The following is a 14,005-nucleotide window of genomic DNA, read 5'->3' on the forward strand; positions in this document are numbered from 1 at the left end:
TTGAGCGGGTATTTTCACGAAGCCATATTTGAGAAGGGGGCCGAGATGACGACGGTTGAGCATGGTCGCACGCGGTGTCCGCGATGCGCGGCGTTCGCTGAGTACCGGTTCCTCGAACTCGGCGACAACAAACTCGAGTATGAGGTGCGCTGCGGTAGTTGCGGCCATGTGCACTCCGAGGTAACCGGCGTATCGGCTGCTCCCGCCACTGCCGCGTAAAGGCTTGATAATCGGCTTGTATCGAGCCATAGCAACCCGATCTTGGACAAGCTCCGTACTGTCGGACGACGCTGAAGTCAAAGGGCGAGTTAAGCAACCGCCCATTTAGCGTCAGGAGCAAGAGCATGACCACGTCGTCACCCAGAGTTCATTACCAGGCCCGCGGATTCGCGCGGCGGTTGTGGATGTTCGCCATCGCCGGCGTCGTGGCCGCGGCGGTCGTCATGATCGCAACCGGGAATAGGCAGTCGGTGCGGCTGGCTTCGGCCGGCTCGATCGCCATCGTGAATGGCGTCTCGATAACGCCGGCTCCGGGCTGGACGGTCGCGCACCGCGGCCCCAACTGGGTGGCCCTGTCCGACAACGACTCCAGCGCGCAGTTGCAGGTGGCGGTCAAACCGGCCGACGGAACCGATCTCGTCGGCATGCTGCAGGCCGACATCAACCAGTTATCCGGGACGCCGGCGGCCGGCTTGATCAACGTCAAGAACCTGAGCGCACCCATCACGAGGACACTGCAAGACACCAACTTTCAGCAGGAGGCATTCATCAACTACACCGCGGACGTGTCGGGTCCGCAGGGGCCGATTCCTGTGATCGGCACGTTCAACGAGTTGCTGAACACCTCGACTCACCAGTCGGCTTTCGTCGACTTCCGGCAGGACGACAGTGCCGCTACGCAGGTGGACAGCGACGGCGAATTGATGATCAATTCGCTACTTGGACAGCCTATTTCGCGCGCCGGTGAGCGATGATGCGGGCGCCGTGAGAGGGGATGTAGACGACATGACGCGCGCGGGCTGTCTCGGGCCGGCTGCGCCCGGGCGAGAGACGGTAGTTGAGCAGGACCTCACGAAGGATCGCGGTGGATTCCATCATCGCGAATCCGCCACCGAGACAACGGCGTACGCCGGCGCCGAACGGCAACCAGTTCCAAGCGGTGGCAGAGCCGTCGAAGAACCGTTCGGGACGGAACGCGTGCGGATCGGCGTGCTGTCCGGGATCGGACTGGACCGGGCCGATACCCGCGAACACGGTGTAGCCGGCGGGGACGCGGTAACCGCCGAGTTCGATATCGTGGGTCAGGCGTCGTGCGACGGCGTAGAACACCGGATGTAGCCGCATCGACTCTTTGATGACCGCCTCGAAGTATTTGTCGTCGCCGGTGTCGACGGCCGCGATGGCCTTGTCCTGCAGCGCTTGATCATGCGCCAGGTCGTGCAGGGTCCACGACAGCGTGATGGCGGTGGTCTCGTGGCCCGCCAGCAGCAGGGTCACCATCTGGTCGCGCAGCTCGGCATCGGAGAGCCGGTCTCCATCTACTTGCGTGGCAATCAATTGGGATAGCACGTCGCCGCGATCGGCGGTGGTGCCAGCGCTGCGGCGCTCGCGGATCTCCGCGTAGAGCGCGTCATCGATCCGCTCCCGCAGTTGACGGAATCGTTTCCAGGGCCCGAACCGCTGCAACTGCGGGACCACCTCGCCGGCGTACACCGCCATGGATGCGGAGACGAGTCGCGAGAACGGGACACGAAGCGCGTCGAGCTGGGGTCCCTCCCGCAGGCCCAAGACCACGCGCAGCATCATCTCCAGCGTCACGGCGTTCATCCGCGGCTGCGCGGCGAACGGGGTGCCGACCGGCCACCGGCCGATTTCCCTGGCGGCCAGCTCCTTCATCATGTCCCGGTAGCCGCGCAGCGCGGCGCCGTTGAACGGTGGCACCAGCAGTTTGCGTAGTCGTTGGTGAGCAGCTTCGTCGGTGGTGACCACCGAGCCCTCACCCATCACGTTCCGAATCCCCTGAATTCGTCCTTCGCCCGCGTGGAAGGTCGTCGGCTCGCCGCTCAGCACGGACCGATTGAGCTCAGGACTGCACACCAGCACAGACGGCCGGCCCAGGACGGAGACCGCGATGACGTCGCCGTAGTGCTTGCGCAGCCAAGGCGTGATGCGATCCCGATGGGAGAACAGTGCGGTCTGCACCACGCCGGGCACCCGCGGGCCGGGTGGAAGCGGCAGCTGCGCGAGTCGATCGGTCGCGGCCGGCGTCGTCTGGCTCATGTCAACTCACCCAAACGGTGCGGAACATCGGCGCCTCCTCGGGGCTTTCGACGCCCACTCAGCCTACCGAGCATCCGCCGGTGCCGAATCTCGAGACGACGGTGCTGCGGCCTCACTGCGGCCTCAGTGCGGTTCGGCCAGCCTGGCCATCTCGGCGAACATCGATTCGCGCAACTCCTCGCGAGACAGATCCTGCAGTCCCGTTGCCGCGCGCACGAACGGCTCGAACAACTGCCAACCCAGCAGCAGAGCGATCGCGTGCGAGGCGCCGAGCCGGGCGCTCTCTTCGCTCTCGTGCTCGGGCCGAATGCCTTCCAGCAGCCGGGCCGCAGCGGGGAAGCTGGACTGCAGTTTGCCCGCTGGAAACCCGTCGAGCAGGGCACGCGCGATGACCCGAAGGTGGATGGAGGTGGCCGCCTCCCTCTCCTCCGCGGACGCATCGCCGTCGGTCAGGGTAGCCAGTTTCGCGGCCAGGTGATCGAGCACGGCAGCGACGAGCTTCTCTTTCGTCCCGAAATGGCGAAACACCAAGCCGTGGTTGACATGGGCCCTGGCTGCGATGTCGCGAATCGACGCCGCCCCGGGCCCGCGCTCGGCGAACATCTCCGCCGCACTGTCCAGGATCGCGGCCGTCACCTCCGCGCGGCCGGTCGGAATGGGAGCTGCATCGGGGCTTGCGCCGCGTGTAGTCATATGTCTACACTATCACCGTAGTCACTTGACTACACCAACGAAACTCCGAGGGGAACGATCTGCCATGACACAGCCGCAGACGCTGAGCGTGGAGTACGAGGAGCTGATGGCCCGAGCCGACGAGCTGGAGGCCCCGATCCCGGGCTTGCCTACCGAAAACCCCCAGGCCCCGTGCGTCCTACCGATGGTGATCACAGCGGCGGCTCAACTCGCGCTGTCCGCCGACAACATGCGGATCTACCTGGAAGCCGGCCAACGAGAGTGGGAAGCTCTGGCCGAGTCCCTGCGCAATGCCGCCAAGGCCTATGAAGAGGTCGACACCGGCGCCGCGGTGGCCGTCGACGGCGGCGATGAGTCCGTGTCGGCGGTGACGACCGGAACCCAGATGAAAAGCATCGCCCCGCCGCCGCTCACCGACACGCAAATCGCTGCAGCAGGCGAAGAGGCGCCGTACCGCGACGTCAAAGAGGCAGCGCAGGAGATCAGCGAACCCGATCAGGGCGCGGGGTTCACCAGCTTCGCCGATGCGTGGACCGCGTATCAGCGGGCGTTGTTGGAGGCCGCGTATCGGTTCCGGCCCTTCGAGTCCTGGGAGGGCGACGCGCGCTACGCGGTAGAGGCGAACTTCGACCAGCAACGGGCGTGGCTGTACCAAATGGCGGATCTGTGCGGCCTGATGGCGACCCAGGCCCGCGGCGTCGTATCGACGCAAAGTTGGGCGCTTCCGGAGCATCCCACGGTGCAACAGGTCGAGGACCTCGACTACCTCTGGTACCAGTGGCAGACCACCTATCCCTGGAAGATGCAGTGGTCCGACCTCAAGCCCGTGCTGGAAGAGGAGTACGCCGCGCTGCAGGAGAAGTCCGAACAGGTGCTGGGCGAATACGAGCAGCGGGCCGCTTTGCCGCTGCCGCCGATCAGTCCGCCGATGGCTCCCGCCGCCGGTGCCGTCGTGCCACCGATCGACCCCGGGGCCTACGACGTCGGTCCCGGCACCGAAACGCCCTATTCCGACTCTCCCTACGGGGAGCTGCCAACGGCAGAGAACCGATCGGAGTTGGGTGCCATGCCCGCTGCCGAGACGGCCGCGACGCCGACCGACGCGACCCCGGGCAGTGCTCCAACCGCGGTGCCGGACCCGTCGAAAGCGGCCGGCATGAAACCCGCGTCGGCCGGTGGCGCCGGGATACCGCCGCTGCGATCGGTCCCCTTGATGCCACTGCAGGCGCCGGCCGAAGGAGGAGGGGGCCTCCGGCCGGCGCCGGCAGCACTTACGCCAGCGGCACTGGGCCGCGTTATGCCGGGGGGCGCAGGCGCGATGGGCGCGGGCGGCATGGGCGTGCCGCCGATGGGTGCGCATGGCGGCCAGGGACAACAGGCCGGCAAGGGCAAACGCCGGCAGGCCGACGCATCGATCTACACCGAGAACCGCGCCTGGACCGAGGCCATCCTCGGCCGGCGCCGACCGAAGGATGCCGCAGACCACTGAGGGAAAGAGGGAGCGGGCCTTCTTCAGAGGTTGTTGGTCGCGGGGTGCCAGCAACCTCCGGCGGAGGCCCGCTCTCGTATGCTCACCCGAGCTCCCAGCAAGCCGACGTAACCTCGCGCAGGAAAACATGGGAGCGGACGGAAGGTGGGCCAATTGTCTGCGGAAGTTGACCACCGATACGTGATCGTCGGCGCCGGCGCGATCGGCGGCACCGTGGGTGGGGTGCTGGCCCGCGCCGGTATCCCAACGGTGTTGGTCGCGCGCGGCCGGCATGCCGAGGTCTTAGCCGCTGAAGGCATCACGCTCAAGACGCCCGACGGCGCCTTCCGTACCGCGGTCAGCACGGCGCGAGGACCCGACGACATTCGGTTGACCGATCGTGACGTCCTGGTGTTCGCCACCAAGACCCAGCAACTCGATGCGGCACTACAGGAATGGGTCGACCGACCCGTCCATGGCCCGGGCGGTGGCACCGCGGGTGAGCGACTGCCGGCGATGACCGCACTCAACGGCGTTGCCGCAGAAGAGAAAGCGCTGCGCTACTTTCGCCGGGTATTCGGGGTGTGCGTGTGGTTGCCCGCCGTGCACCTGGAACCGGGTGAGGTCATCGTGCGAGCGTGGCCGGTGGTCGGGCAGTTCCACATTTCGCGGTGGCCCGCGGCGCTGTGCACGCGGGAGGACGCCGACCTGCTTTCCGCCCTCGCGGAATCCTGGACAGCGGCCGGCGTGCTGGTCCGCACGCCCGACGACGTCGCCCCATGGAAGTACAACAAGCTGCTGAGCAACCTCGGCAACGCCGTGGGCGCCCTCACCGGCGACACGGCCGGCGAGATAGTGGCCGCGCTGCGACGCGAGGGCGAAAACGTATTGCGGTACGCGGGAATCGAATTCGTCTCGTTCGAGGTCTCGACGGCCACCCGGGCCGACGGGCCGACGATACGGCTGGTGCCCGGATCGAACACCGGACCGAGCAATTCCACCTGGCAATCGCTGAGCCGCCAGACCGGTAACGTGGAGACCGACTTCCTCAACGGCGAGATCGTCCGGCTCGCTCATCAACACGGCATCGAAGCCCCCCTGAACACCGCCTTAGCCCGCGCTGCCCGGGCAACGGTCCTCAGTGGCCAGGGTCCCGGACGCTATTCGGCCGAGCAGCTGGCACAACTGGTGGGGGTCGACAGAATCGGCTGACGGCCAACTACTTTGCTAGACAGTCGAGTTCACGACCCGTCCAACGCGCGAGCGCCTCCGCGCCCGCGGTCCGGTCGGTTGAGGCACCCGCCCAGGCGATGTAGCCGTCGGGACGCACCAATACTGCCGGTCCCTCGTCGGCCCGCTCGGCCTGCGCGAGTCCCGCCGCGTCGATCGGGTCCGCGCCCCGCTCGCGGATGAAGACGAACCCGGGCAGGCGCTGCAGCTCGGTGAGCCTGCCGTGCCGCAACGGAATCTGCGTGGCACGGGTGCCTACCAACGAACTTTCGCCCTTGTGGTGGGGATACCGCAGCGTTGTTCCGGCGAAGCCCCCGGCGATCGCGTCACGCACGCGGGGAACGCGAAGAATGTTGGGCGCCAGTAGATTTCGAACGGCGCGAGCGACTGGCTGGTGGAGTTTGATGCCGCGGGCCATCAAGCCGGACTGCAGCAGCACTCGTTTGCCGATCGGATGACGCTCGTCGTGGTAGGTGTCCAGCACGGCGTCGTCCGCGCCGGTGAGCGCCGCGTCGATCTTCCATGCGAGGTTGGCCGCGTCCTGGATGCCGGTGTTCATGCCCTGACCGCCCATCGGGGAGTGGACGTGTGCGGCGTCGCCGGCCAGGAACACTCGCCCGTGCCGATACTGCGCGACTTGGCGTTCGTCGCAATGGAATCGGGACTTCCAGCCCACGTTGAGCAAGCCGGGATCGGGATCTATCGCCCGGGCCAGGATGCCGCCGATCTCGTCGGAGTCGACGGGCACGTTGTCGGGTTGCTGATTCGTGCGATCCCAGACCATCGCGCGGTACCACGCACCGCTGGCATCGCGATCATCGTAGGGGGCCAGAAACGCGAACTCGTTGCGAGTACTGCCCAGCGTCAGGCCGCGCCCGGCGGGTCCGTGCGCGAGCAACACATCGGCCAGGACGATCGACGACAGGATCGTGCGGCCGGGGAAGTCCGCACCCACCAATGCGCGCACCGTGCTGTGCGCACCGTCGGCACCGATCACATACTTTGCCCGCCAACGGGTGTGCGGCCCCGCTTCGTCGCCGTGCGGTCGCACGGTCACCGTCACGCCGTCGTCGTCCTGGTCGAGGCCGATGACTTCGACACCACGTCGGACGCCGGCGCCCTGCGCGGCGGCGTAGTCGGCCAGTGCCCGATCGACATTGGTCTGCGGCGTGATCATCGCGAATTGATACGGCGAGTCGAGGTGGGTGAGGTCGATGCGGGCACCGCCGAAAATCGTGACGCCCGGTGCCTGATGCGAACGCGCTAAGAGGTCTGCGGCGAGCCCCCGGGCGTCGAGGACCTCTAGCGTGCGGGCCATGGTGGCGAAGGCCCGGCTGGACGGGTTGACCGTGGGCCACCTCTCCAGCACGGTGACCGAGCGGCCTGAGCGAGCGAGATCACCGGCGGCGGTCAGTCCAGTCGGTCCGGCGCCGACGACGAGCACATCGACGTGGTGGACAGTCATCGCGCCACCGCTTCCGGGTGCGGGTACCAGCGGCGGATGTCGTCGGGCGTCGCTACGGCTGCGCGATTGAAGACGAAGCGGCAGTCGGGCTGGGTGATGTGTGCGGCGTTGACGATCGACTCGAACAGCAGCGTGTTGTTGGGGATCAGCCGCACGCCGGCACCGATGAGCACCGCGTCGTATCGCTTGGCCTCCAGCCAGGTGCGGGCTTTGTCGGCACCCGCATCGCCGAAGTCGATGAGGCAGTTGTCGACCTCGTAGCCCGCGTCGCGCAGCGCGGCCACGTTGTCGTTGTTCGCGGTGCGCAGCTTTTTCCGCGACAGGCCCGGGAATTGCGCGAAGTCGGGTGAGGAGTAGTCGATGACGTCGGGATCGAGTCCGATCTGGATTGCTGTGACGGCCATGGCCGTACCCCCGTTCAACAGTTGTTGAAATCAAACGGTAGGCCGGAGCGCTGATGATGTCAACAATTGTTGAATACACTTTCCCCATGGCGCCCAGAGCCCGCGACGCAGCGGCCACCCGGTCGACGATCCTGACGACCGCTCGTTCGCAATTCGGGAACCACGGTTTCGAACGGACCACCATCCGATCGGTGGCGTCGGAGGCCGGCGTCGACCCGGCGCTCGTCATGCACTACTTCGGAAGCAAGGCAGAGCTTTTCGCCGCGGCCTCCCGATTCGACGTCAAGTTTCCCGACCTCACTGGCATTGCCCCCGAGCGCATCGCCGATCTGTTGTTGCCGCTGTTCATCGGCGTGTGGGGACCGGAAGGGCCGCTGCTGCCGCTGCTGCGCGCGGCGGCGACCAACCGCACCGCCGCGGACGCGCTGCTCGCGATGTTCGTCGATCAGGTGACCCCGGCACTATCGGCGGTCGTCCCCGATCGCGCCCACGAGCGCGCCGCCCTGGTGGGATCGCAACTTCTCGGCCTCGCGACGGCCCGCTACATACTGTGCATCCCGTCCCTGGCCGACATGGACGACACCAGGCTCATCGAATGGCTGCGACCCGTGTTCGTGCACTACCTGGTGAATCCGGCACCATGATCTGATGCATCCCTTCCGGAAGGCGGTCGAGGACCGCGACGAGGCAGCCATCCAGGCCTTGCTGTCCGACAACGTGGTGTTCACCAGCCCGGTGGCGTTCAAGCCCTATGTCGGCAAGCCGATCACCGCGGCGATTCTGCGCGGCGTACTGCGGATCTTCGAGGGCTTCCACTACGTCCGCGAGATCACCGGCGCCGACGGCCGCGACCATGCGCTGATCTTCGAGACCGGCCTATCCGGGGCGCCCGGCGTCAAGATCACCGGCTGCGACTTTCTGCATTTCGACGAGGACGGCCTGATCGACGACTTCATGGTGATGGTGCGTCCGCTGTCCGGCGCGACGGCGCTGTCCGAGGCGATGGCCGCCCAGTTCGGCCGGATCCAGCAGGAGGCTGTCCAACTGGCCGAGAAGTTCGCCACCGCCTGACAGCGGCGCTACTTCAGGACCGCACCGAGGATCCCGACGCGCCCGGCGTCGGCTTCGCGGCGCAACACCGCGGTGGCCAGGTCGAACCGCACGCCAGGAACCGTTTCGTCGACGAACGGATTTCCGGTCCACCAGGTGATGCGGCAGACCCGGTGAGTGATCCGCCAGCCGAGGGGAGTGCGTACCCACGCATCGTCGTACCAACCGCTGCCCTCCCAAAGGGGGTTGCCGTCGACGGCCTTGCGTACCAGCCGCCAGCCGCCGTTGCAGAAGCTGTGCGCGCGGTCTTGATCGACCTGGACCACATGGGTGGACATGGTGTGCTGGGTGGAATCGAAAGGGTCATGGAATGTGGCGAACTCGGACTTGAACCGCTCACGATCCGTCCAGCGCGATGCCGGACCGTAGTCGGCATCCACATCGTCGGCGAAGATCCGGTCGAACAGTTCCCAGCGCCGGGAATCGACGGCCAGGCCGTAGAGGTTCACCAATTGAGTGATCGCCGTAACGTCGCTGTCGGTCATGCTGCTGGATAGTAAGCGCGAAGGGAGACGCGGGTGAAGATTCGCTTCGGGGTCGGACTTGGTGCGGACAGCACACCGGACCAACTCGCCGGCATCGTCGATCATTTGGAGAGCGCCGGCGTCGACTCGCTGTGGTTCTCCGAACTTGTCTATGCACCAACGGTGGATCCGATGGTCGGGATGGCCTATGCGCTCGCCCGCACCACGCAGTTGAAGGTGGGCACTTCGGTCGCGGTGCTGCCGGGACGCCATCCGGTACTGGTGGCAAAACAACTGGCGTCGTTGGCGGCTATCGCACCCAAGCGGGTTCTTCCGGTCTTCGGTTTACGGTCGGCGATCCCGGCCGAGCGTGAGCTGTTCGCGGTCCCGGACGGAGAGCGCGCGGCGGTGTTCGACGAGTCGCTGCGGGTGCTGCGCTGGGCGCTGTCCGAGGATCCGGCCGGCTATCACGGCCAGTACTTTACCGTCAGCGGTGCGACGATCACGCCGAAACCTTTTCCACCACTGGATATTTGGCTGGGTGGTTCGGCGCCGGCGGCATATCGCCGCATCGGCGCCCTGGCGGATGGCTGGTTGGGCAGCTTCCTCACCCCCGCCGAGGCGCGGGCGGGGCGCGAAGCGATCGAGCGCGCCGCCGATCAGGTCGGCCGCCAGATTGAGCCAGATCACTTCGGCATCTCATTGGGCGTCGCCGACGGCGAATTGTCACCAGAGTTGGTCGCGGCGGCCCGCCGGCGTCGGCCCGACGTCGATCCCGCCGACCTGATCGCCGCGGACTGGGATCAGCTGCATCGCCAACTCGACGGCTATCTGGACGCGGGGTTGACGAAATTCGTCATTCGCCCGGCCGGCGCGGAGCCGGTGGAAGACTTCGTCGATCGATTCGTCGCCGAGCTGGCGGCCCGGCACAACTGAACACGGCTGCGCCTATTGCCCTTTGAGACTGCCGATGTGCAATGAGAAGTCTTGCGGCTTCGACGGCGGGGCGTTTTCGACGCCCTCGACATAGGCCTCGGGGTCGTGGTCGACGATTTCGATTCCCTCGGTGGTGGGGTGCCGGGTCATGAATTCGCTGTACTGCTGACCGAGCGCTACGCGCAGTCCGATCGGGGCGTTGCGGCGAAAGTCTGCCAGGCCTTCGCGTTCCTCCTCGGCCATATGGTCGTCGTTGGCAACTCGGGTGCGGCCCACCGCCGCCCACCACGATTCGGTGCCCACCGAGGCTGCGTTGGCGTCGCGCACGCCGCCGCGAATGTCGTTGTGATCACCGATGGCATCCAGCGTCTCGCCTTCGGGGTCGTCGGCTCCGCGTTGGAGCAGTTGCGGGTAGAAGATCTTCTCTTCGATGTAGGCATGTACGTCGAGCTTGTCGGCCAGTGGACGCCAGACTCGCGCGAGTGCGCGGGGGTTGGGCGGCGTCTGGGCCTGCAACTCGTCCAGCTTGGCGAATTGTTGGCGGAACCAGTCGTGGTCGTCGAGGATCAACATGGTGATGTCAGCCATTGCAACTCCCCGCCTTCTGCGCCTCGCGGTCATGGTGTCCGACGTCGACGGCAGCAGTCAAGCCGCTGCCTTCGGTCTTCCACCAGACTGCCAGCGCGACGGCGATCAACGCCGAGGCGCCGGCGGCGGCGGCGATGAACACCCAACCGCGCCGGACCGCGGCCAGATCGATGCCGGGCTGGTAGATCATCGTCAGGATTGCGGTGCCGAACACCGTGCCCAACTGCCGAGCGGTATTCGTCAGTGCCGATCCGGCGCCCCATCGGTGTGACGGCAGGGCCAGACCGCTGACGGCGGAAAGGCTGGGCATGACCAGGCCGACACCTGCCCCGGTAAACAATTGTCCCGGAAGGAAATCAGCGAGGTAGTGCGGCTCGGGACCCACCCGGCAAAGCCAGACGGCGATTCCGACCGCATACAGTGTGGCACCTGCCGCGGCGACCGCGCCGATCCCGAACCTGCCGATCAGCCGGCCGGCGAACGTCAGCGACACAACCACCACGACCGCGGGACCGGGTGACAAACACCAACCGGCGGCGGCGGGTGCCTTGCCCCACACCGTGGTGAGCAGCATGACGCTGCCCAGCAGCATCGCACCGAACGCCGCGGCGAACAGCAACAGCGCCAGGCAACTCGACCACATGGGGACCACGCGTACGGCAGCCAGGTCCAATGCCGGGGAGGGATGACGCAGCGAACGCCAGATCGCCAGTGCCAACGCGCATCCGGCGCCGGCGACCGCGATCACGATCTTGCCGGTGTCAGAACCGGGCACGGGCAGCTCGATCAGGGCCCACACCAAAGCCCCGACGCTGAACACAAGACTCAGCGCGCCGAACAGGTCAGGCATCCCACCACCTGTCGTAGCGGTCTCCGTGAGAACCCGCAGACCGGCCACCAAGGCCAGCACCGCCACCGGCAGGTTGACGAAAAAGATCCAACGCCAAGATAATTCGACCAGCAGCCCGCCGATCGGCGGGCCCAGAGCCGCGGCCATGGCGGCCACCGCCGACCAGGTGCTGACCGCAACAGCCCGCCGCCCCGCGGGCACAGCGGCCATCAGCAGCGCAAGCGAACTCGGCATCAGCATCGCGGCGCCGAACGCTTGCACCACGCGGAATGCCACCAGCAGCGCAAAGGATCCGGCCAGCCCGCAGGCGGCCGACCCCACAGTGAATACAGCCAACCCGCACAGGAAGATTCGGCGATGGCCGTAGCGGTCTCCCAGGCGGCCGGCCGGATTCAGGAACGCCGCGAAGACGAGGGTGTAGGCGTTCAGGATCCAGGACATCGCACCGAGATCGGACGTACCGAAAGCGCCACGAATCTCGGGGAACGCGATGTTGACGATGAACAGGTCCAGGCTGGCCAAAAACGACGCGGCGGAAACCACGACCACCGTCGCGGTTGCTCGGGTGGTCGAGAACTGCGTGGTCAAGGCCGCCTCGCGGATCAGGTGATTGGTCGACGGACGCCGCCGAACGCTGGATATAGCAGACTATACCGTGCAGTACCGGCCGCCGGATGTGAGAAACCTCTCGGCTTAGGCTGCAGTCGTGACCATTCCCTATGACGAGGCGCTGCGCGAACAGGTTCGCCGCAACGTCGCCGCCCACGATCGTCGCATCGTGACAGACCCGAGCAAGCGGCACGCCGCCGTTGCCGTGGTGCTCGTCGATTCGGAGGTCGGCGAGGACCGGGTGGACCCGGTGTCCGTGGAGGACTGGAATGCCGGCCGCCCGATGCCGTCCGCCGATCTGGACGGGCGCATGGTCGACGTGTCCGGCGGTGCGTCATTCCTGCTGTGCCGCAGAACTTCTCGCCTCAGCTCGCATGCGGCGCAGTGGGCGCTTCCCGGTGGCCGCCTCGATCCGGGGGAGACGGTGGTCGACGCGGCGCTGCGTGAGCTGCATGAGGAAGTCGGGATCGAACTGGCAGGCTCGACCGTGCTGGGACTACTCGACGACTACCCGACTCGTTCCGGATATGTCATCACGCCGGTGGTGATTTGGGGCGGTGGCCGGCTCGACCTTCATCCGGCGCCCGACGAGGTGGTGGCGGTCTACCGCGTGGGGCTGCACCAACTGCAACGCGACGACTCGCCGCGGTTCATCACCATTCCGGAAAGTCCGCGACCGGTCGTGCAGATCCCACTGGGCAACGACCTGATACACGCGCCTACCGGTGCGGTGTTGTTGCAGCTGCGCTGGCTGGGCCTGGAAGGCCGGGACGACCGGGTTGACGGGCTGGAGCAGCCGGTCTTCGCGTGGAAGTAGTTACCCGACAACTACATTGGTAGCCGTCTGGGCTGCCAGCGGCCGGCTGGAAATCCGCTCCCGGAGAACCGGAGCGACGTCGGACTGAAACAGCTCGAGGCTACGACGCTGTTGGTCTGGTGTCACGCCGTCAATATCGGCGGACAGGTGCATCACTTCGTGGCCGAGCTGCTCGTGGTATCTGCCGACCTTGTCGATCACCTGCTGGGGGCTGCCCACCAATGCGGAGCTGCGTTCGACGAAATCCTCGATCGAGTCGAACACCACCGGGACTCCCGCGCGGCGCGCGAATGTCAGGCGGGCCTCGAACATCGGCCGGTAGGCCGCCACTGCTTCCTGCGACGTTCGGGTGACATAGAACCCAGCGGTTCCCGCGCCGACCAAGGCATCTTCGGGGCGGTGTCCGTAGAACTCCCACCGCTGCCGGTAATGGCGCACCAGCTCCGCGTATGGCTCGATGGGGTTGACGACATTGGCGGAGAAAATCGGATCACCGTGACGAGCCGCGAGGTCGACGGAGTCCTTGCTGGTGGCGCTGCCGTGCCAGATCCGTATCCGGTTCTGCAGCGGCCGGGGAAGTGTCTTGGCGTTGACGAGCGGCGGCCGGAATCTGCCCGACCACGTCACGTTCTCGCTCTCCCATAGCAGGCGAAACAGCTCATAGCCTTCGCGGTTGCGGTCCCACTGGTTCTCGGCCGTCACGTGAAACAACTGGGCCTGTGCCGTCCCGTTGCCCTTGCCGATGATCAGCTCCAGGCGCCCGCCGGACAGGTTGTCCAGCGTGGAGTAGTCCTCGAATGCGCGCACCGGGTCGAGCAGGCTCAACGTCGTAACCCCGGTGAACAGGCCGATTTTCGAGGTACGCGCCGCGATGTTGCTGAGCACCACCGGCGGCGATGAAGAGATGAACGGGTCTTCGTGGCGCTCGCCGACCGCAAAGCCGTCGAAGCCCAGCTCCTCGGCGAGCACCGCCTTCTCGAGCACATCGCGCAAACGAACAGCCGGGCTCTTCTTCTCACCTGAGACAGGGTCCGGCACATGGGTGATCAGCGTTATCAGCAGAAACTTCACTGGTATGTACGAACCGATCG

Annotated in this window: 16 protein-coding genes; 8 read left to right on the forward strand and 8 right to left on the reverse strand. The window is 66.4% G+C overall.

The genetic code is table 11. The features are described 5' to 3' along the window. Positions 1-45 precede the first annotated feature (45 nt). Both AC5Y5O_RS05765 and AC5Y5O_RS05770 read left to right on the forward strand, forming a co-directional pair. A complete protein-coding gene (locus AC5Y5O_RS05765; protein WP_165796260.1) occupies positions 46-219 on the forward strand; it encodes a hypothetical protein in 174 nt (57 codons plus the stop codon). A gap of 224 nt (positions 220-443) precedes the next feature. Further along, entirely contained in the window at positions 444-974 is a 531-nt protein-coding gene (locus AC5Y5O_RS05770; protein ID WP_500024430.1) for a hypothetical protein, read from the forward strand. On the opposite strand, the gene AC5Y5O_RS05775 is transcribed toward AC5Y5O_RS05770, so the two are convergent. Both AC5Y5O_RS05775 and AC5Y5O_RS05780 read right to left on the reverse strand, forming a co-directional pair. Continuing rightward, positions 949-2,280: a cytochrome P450 gene (locus AC5Y5O_RS05775; RefSeq protein ID WP_096283390.1), complete on the reverse strand. Its 1,332-nt coding sequence runs from the start codon at positions 2,278-2,280 to the stop codon at positions 949-951. The genes AC5Y5O_RS05770 and AC5Y5O_RS05775 overlap by 26 nt on opposite strands. Positions 2,281-2,403: 123 nt before the next feature. Further along, complete coding sequence (locus tag AC5Y5O_RS05780; protein ID WP_096283392.1) at positions 2,404-2,973, reverse strand: helix-turn-helix domain-containing protein; 570 nt, start codon at positions 2,971-2,973, stop codon at positions 2,404-2,406. A 64-nt stretch (positions 2,974-3,037) separates the two neighbouring features. On the opposite strand from AC5Y5O_RS05780, the gene espB reads away from it, so the two are divergent. Both espB and AC5Y5O_RS05790 read left to right on the forward strand, forming a co-directional pair. Further along, on the forward strand, positions 3,038-4,462 hold the full coding sequence (gene espB / locus AC5Y5O_RS05785) for an EspB family ESX-1 secretion system-associated protein (RefSeq protein ID WP_500024173.1): 1,425 nt from the start codon (positions 3,038-3,040) through the stop codon (positions 4,460-4,462). Positions 4,463-4,615: 153 nt separating this feature from the next. Continuing rightward, on the forward strand, positions 4,616-5,653 hold the full coding sequence (locus tag AC5Y5O_RS05790; protein ID WP_500024175.1) for a ketopantoate reductase family protein: 1,038 nt from the start codon (positions 4,616-4,618) through the stop codon (positions 5,651-5,653). A 7-nt stretch (positions 5,654-5,660) separates the two neighbouring features. On the opposite strand, the gene AC5Y5O_RS05795 is transcribed toward AC5Y5O_RS05790, so the two are convergent. Together AC5Y5O_RS05795 and AC5Y5O_RS05800 are read right to left on the reverse strand one after the other, a co-directional pair. Continuing rightward, positions 5,661-7,136, reverse strand: coding sequence for an FAD-dependent oxidoreductase (locus tag AC5Y5O_RS05795; RefSeq protein ID WP_096283396.1), 1,476 nt, complete (start codon positions 7,134-7,136; stop codon positions 5,661-5,663). Continuing rightward, complete coding sequence (locus AC5Y5O_RS05800) at positions 7,133-7,540, reverse strand: hypothetical protein (RefSeq protein WP_096283397.1); 408 nt, start codon at positions 7,538-7,540, stop codon at positions 7,133-7,135. Before AC5Y5O_RS05800 ends, AC5Y5O_RS05795 begins: the two co-directional genes overlap by 4 nt. Positions 7,541-7,626: 86 nt before the next feature. Here AC5Y5O_RS05800 and AC5Y5O_RS05805 point away from each other — a divergent pair, with 86 nt between their 5' ends. Beyond that, on the forward strand, positions 7,627-8,184 hold the full coding sequence (locus AC5Y5O_RS05805; RefSeq protein WP_096283399.1) for a TetR/AcrR family transcriptional regulator: 558 nt from the start codon (positions 7,627-7,629) through the stop codon (positions 8,182-8,184). Between the two features lie 4 nt (positions 8,185-8,188). After that, entirely contained in the window at positions 8,189-8,611 is a 423-nt protein-coding gene (locus AC5Y5O_RS05810) for a nuclear transport factor 2 family protein (RefSeq protein WP_096283401.1), read from the forward strand. Between the two features lie 8 nt (positions 8,612-8,619). Here the strand turns inward: AC5Y5O_RS05810 and AC5Y5O_RS05815 are convergent, their stop codons facing one another. Then, positions 8,620-9,135, reverse strand: coding sequence for a nuclear transport factor 2 family protein (locus tag AC5Y5O_RS05815; RefSeq protein WP_500024178.1), 516 nt, complete (start codon positions 9,133-9,135; stop codon positions 8,620-8,622). A 33-nt stretch (positions 9,136-9,168) separates the two neighbouring features. Between AC5Y5O_RS05815 and AC5Y5O_RS05820 the strand changes: the two genes are divergently transcribed. Further along, positions 9,169-10,050: a TIGR03854 family LLM class F420-dependent oxidoreductase gene (locus tag AC5Y5O_RS05820; protein WP_500024180.1), complete on the forward strand. Its 882-nt coding sequence runs from the start codon at positions 9,169-9,171 to the stop codon at positions 10,048-10,050. 12 nt (positions 10,051-10,062) lie between these two features. On the opposite strand, the gene AC5Y5O_RS05825 is transcribed toward AC5Y5O_RS05820, so the two are convergent. Both AC5Y5O_RS05825 and AC5Y5O_RS05830 read right to left on the reverse strand, forming a co-directional pair. Then, a complete protein-coding gene (locus AC5Y5O_RS05825) occupies positions 10,063-10,638 on the reverse strand; it encodes a hemerythrin domain-containing protein (protein ID WP_500024182.1) in 576 nt (191 codons plus the stop codon). Beyond that, on the reverse strand, positions 10,631-12,076 hold the full coding sequence (locus AC5Y5O_RS05830; protein ID WP_096283407.1) for an MFS transporter: 1,446 nt from the start codon (positions 12,074-12,076) through the stop codon (positions 10,631-10,633). The genes AC5Y5O_RS05825 and AC5Y5O_RS05830 overlap by 8 nt, the downstream gene beginning before the upstream one ends. Positions 12,077-12,194: 118 nt before the next feature. Here AC5Y5O_RS05830 and AC5Y5O_RS05835 point away from each other — a divergent pair, with 118 nt between their 5' ends. Next, positions 12,195-12,914, forward strand: coding sequence for an NUDIX hydrolase (locus AC5Y5O_RS05835; RefSeq protein WP_096283409.1), 720 nt, complete (start codon positions 12,195-12,197; stop codon positions 12,912-12,914). Here the strand turns inward: AC5Y5O_RS05835 and AC5Y5O_RS05840 are convergent, their stop codons facing one another. Beyond that, entirely contained in the window at positions 12,915-13,985 is a 1,071-nt protein-coding gene (locus AC5Y5O_RS05840) for an LLM class flavin-dependent oxidoreductase (protein ID WP_500024185.1), read from the reverse strand. Positions 13,986-14,005: the final 20 nt, after the last annotated feature.

It is taken from the genome of Mycobacterium sp. NGS40, assembly GCF_059812735.1.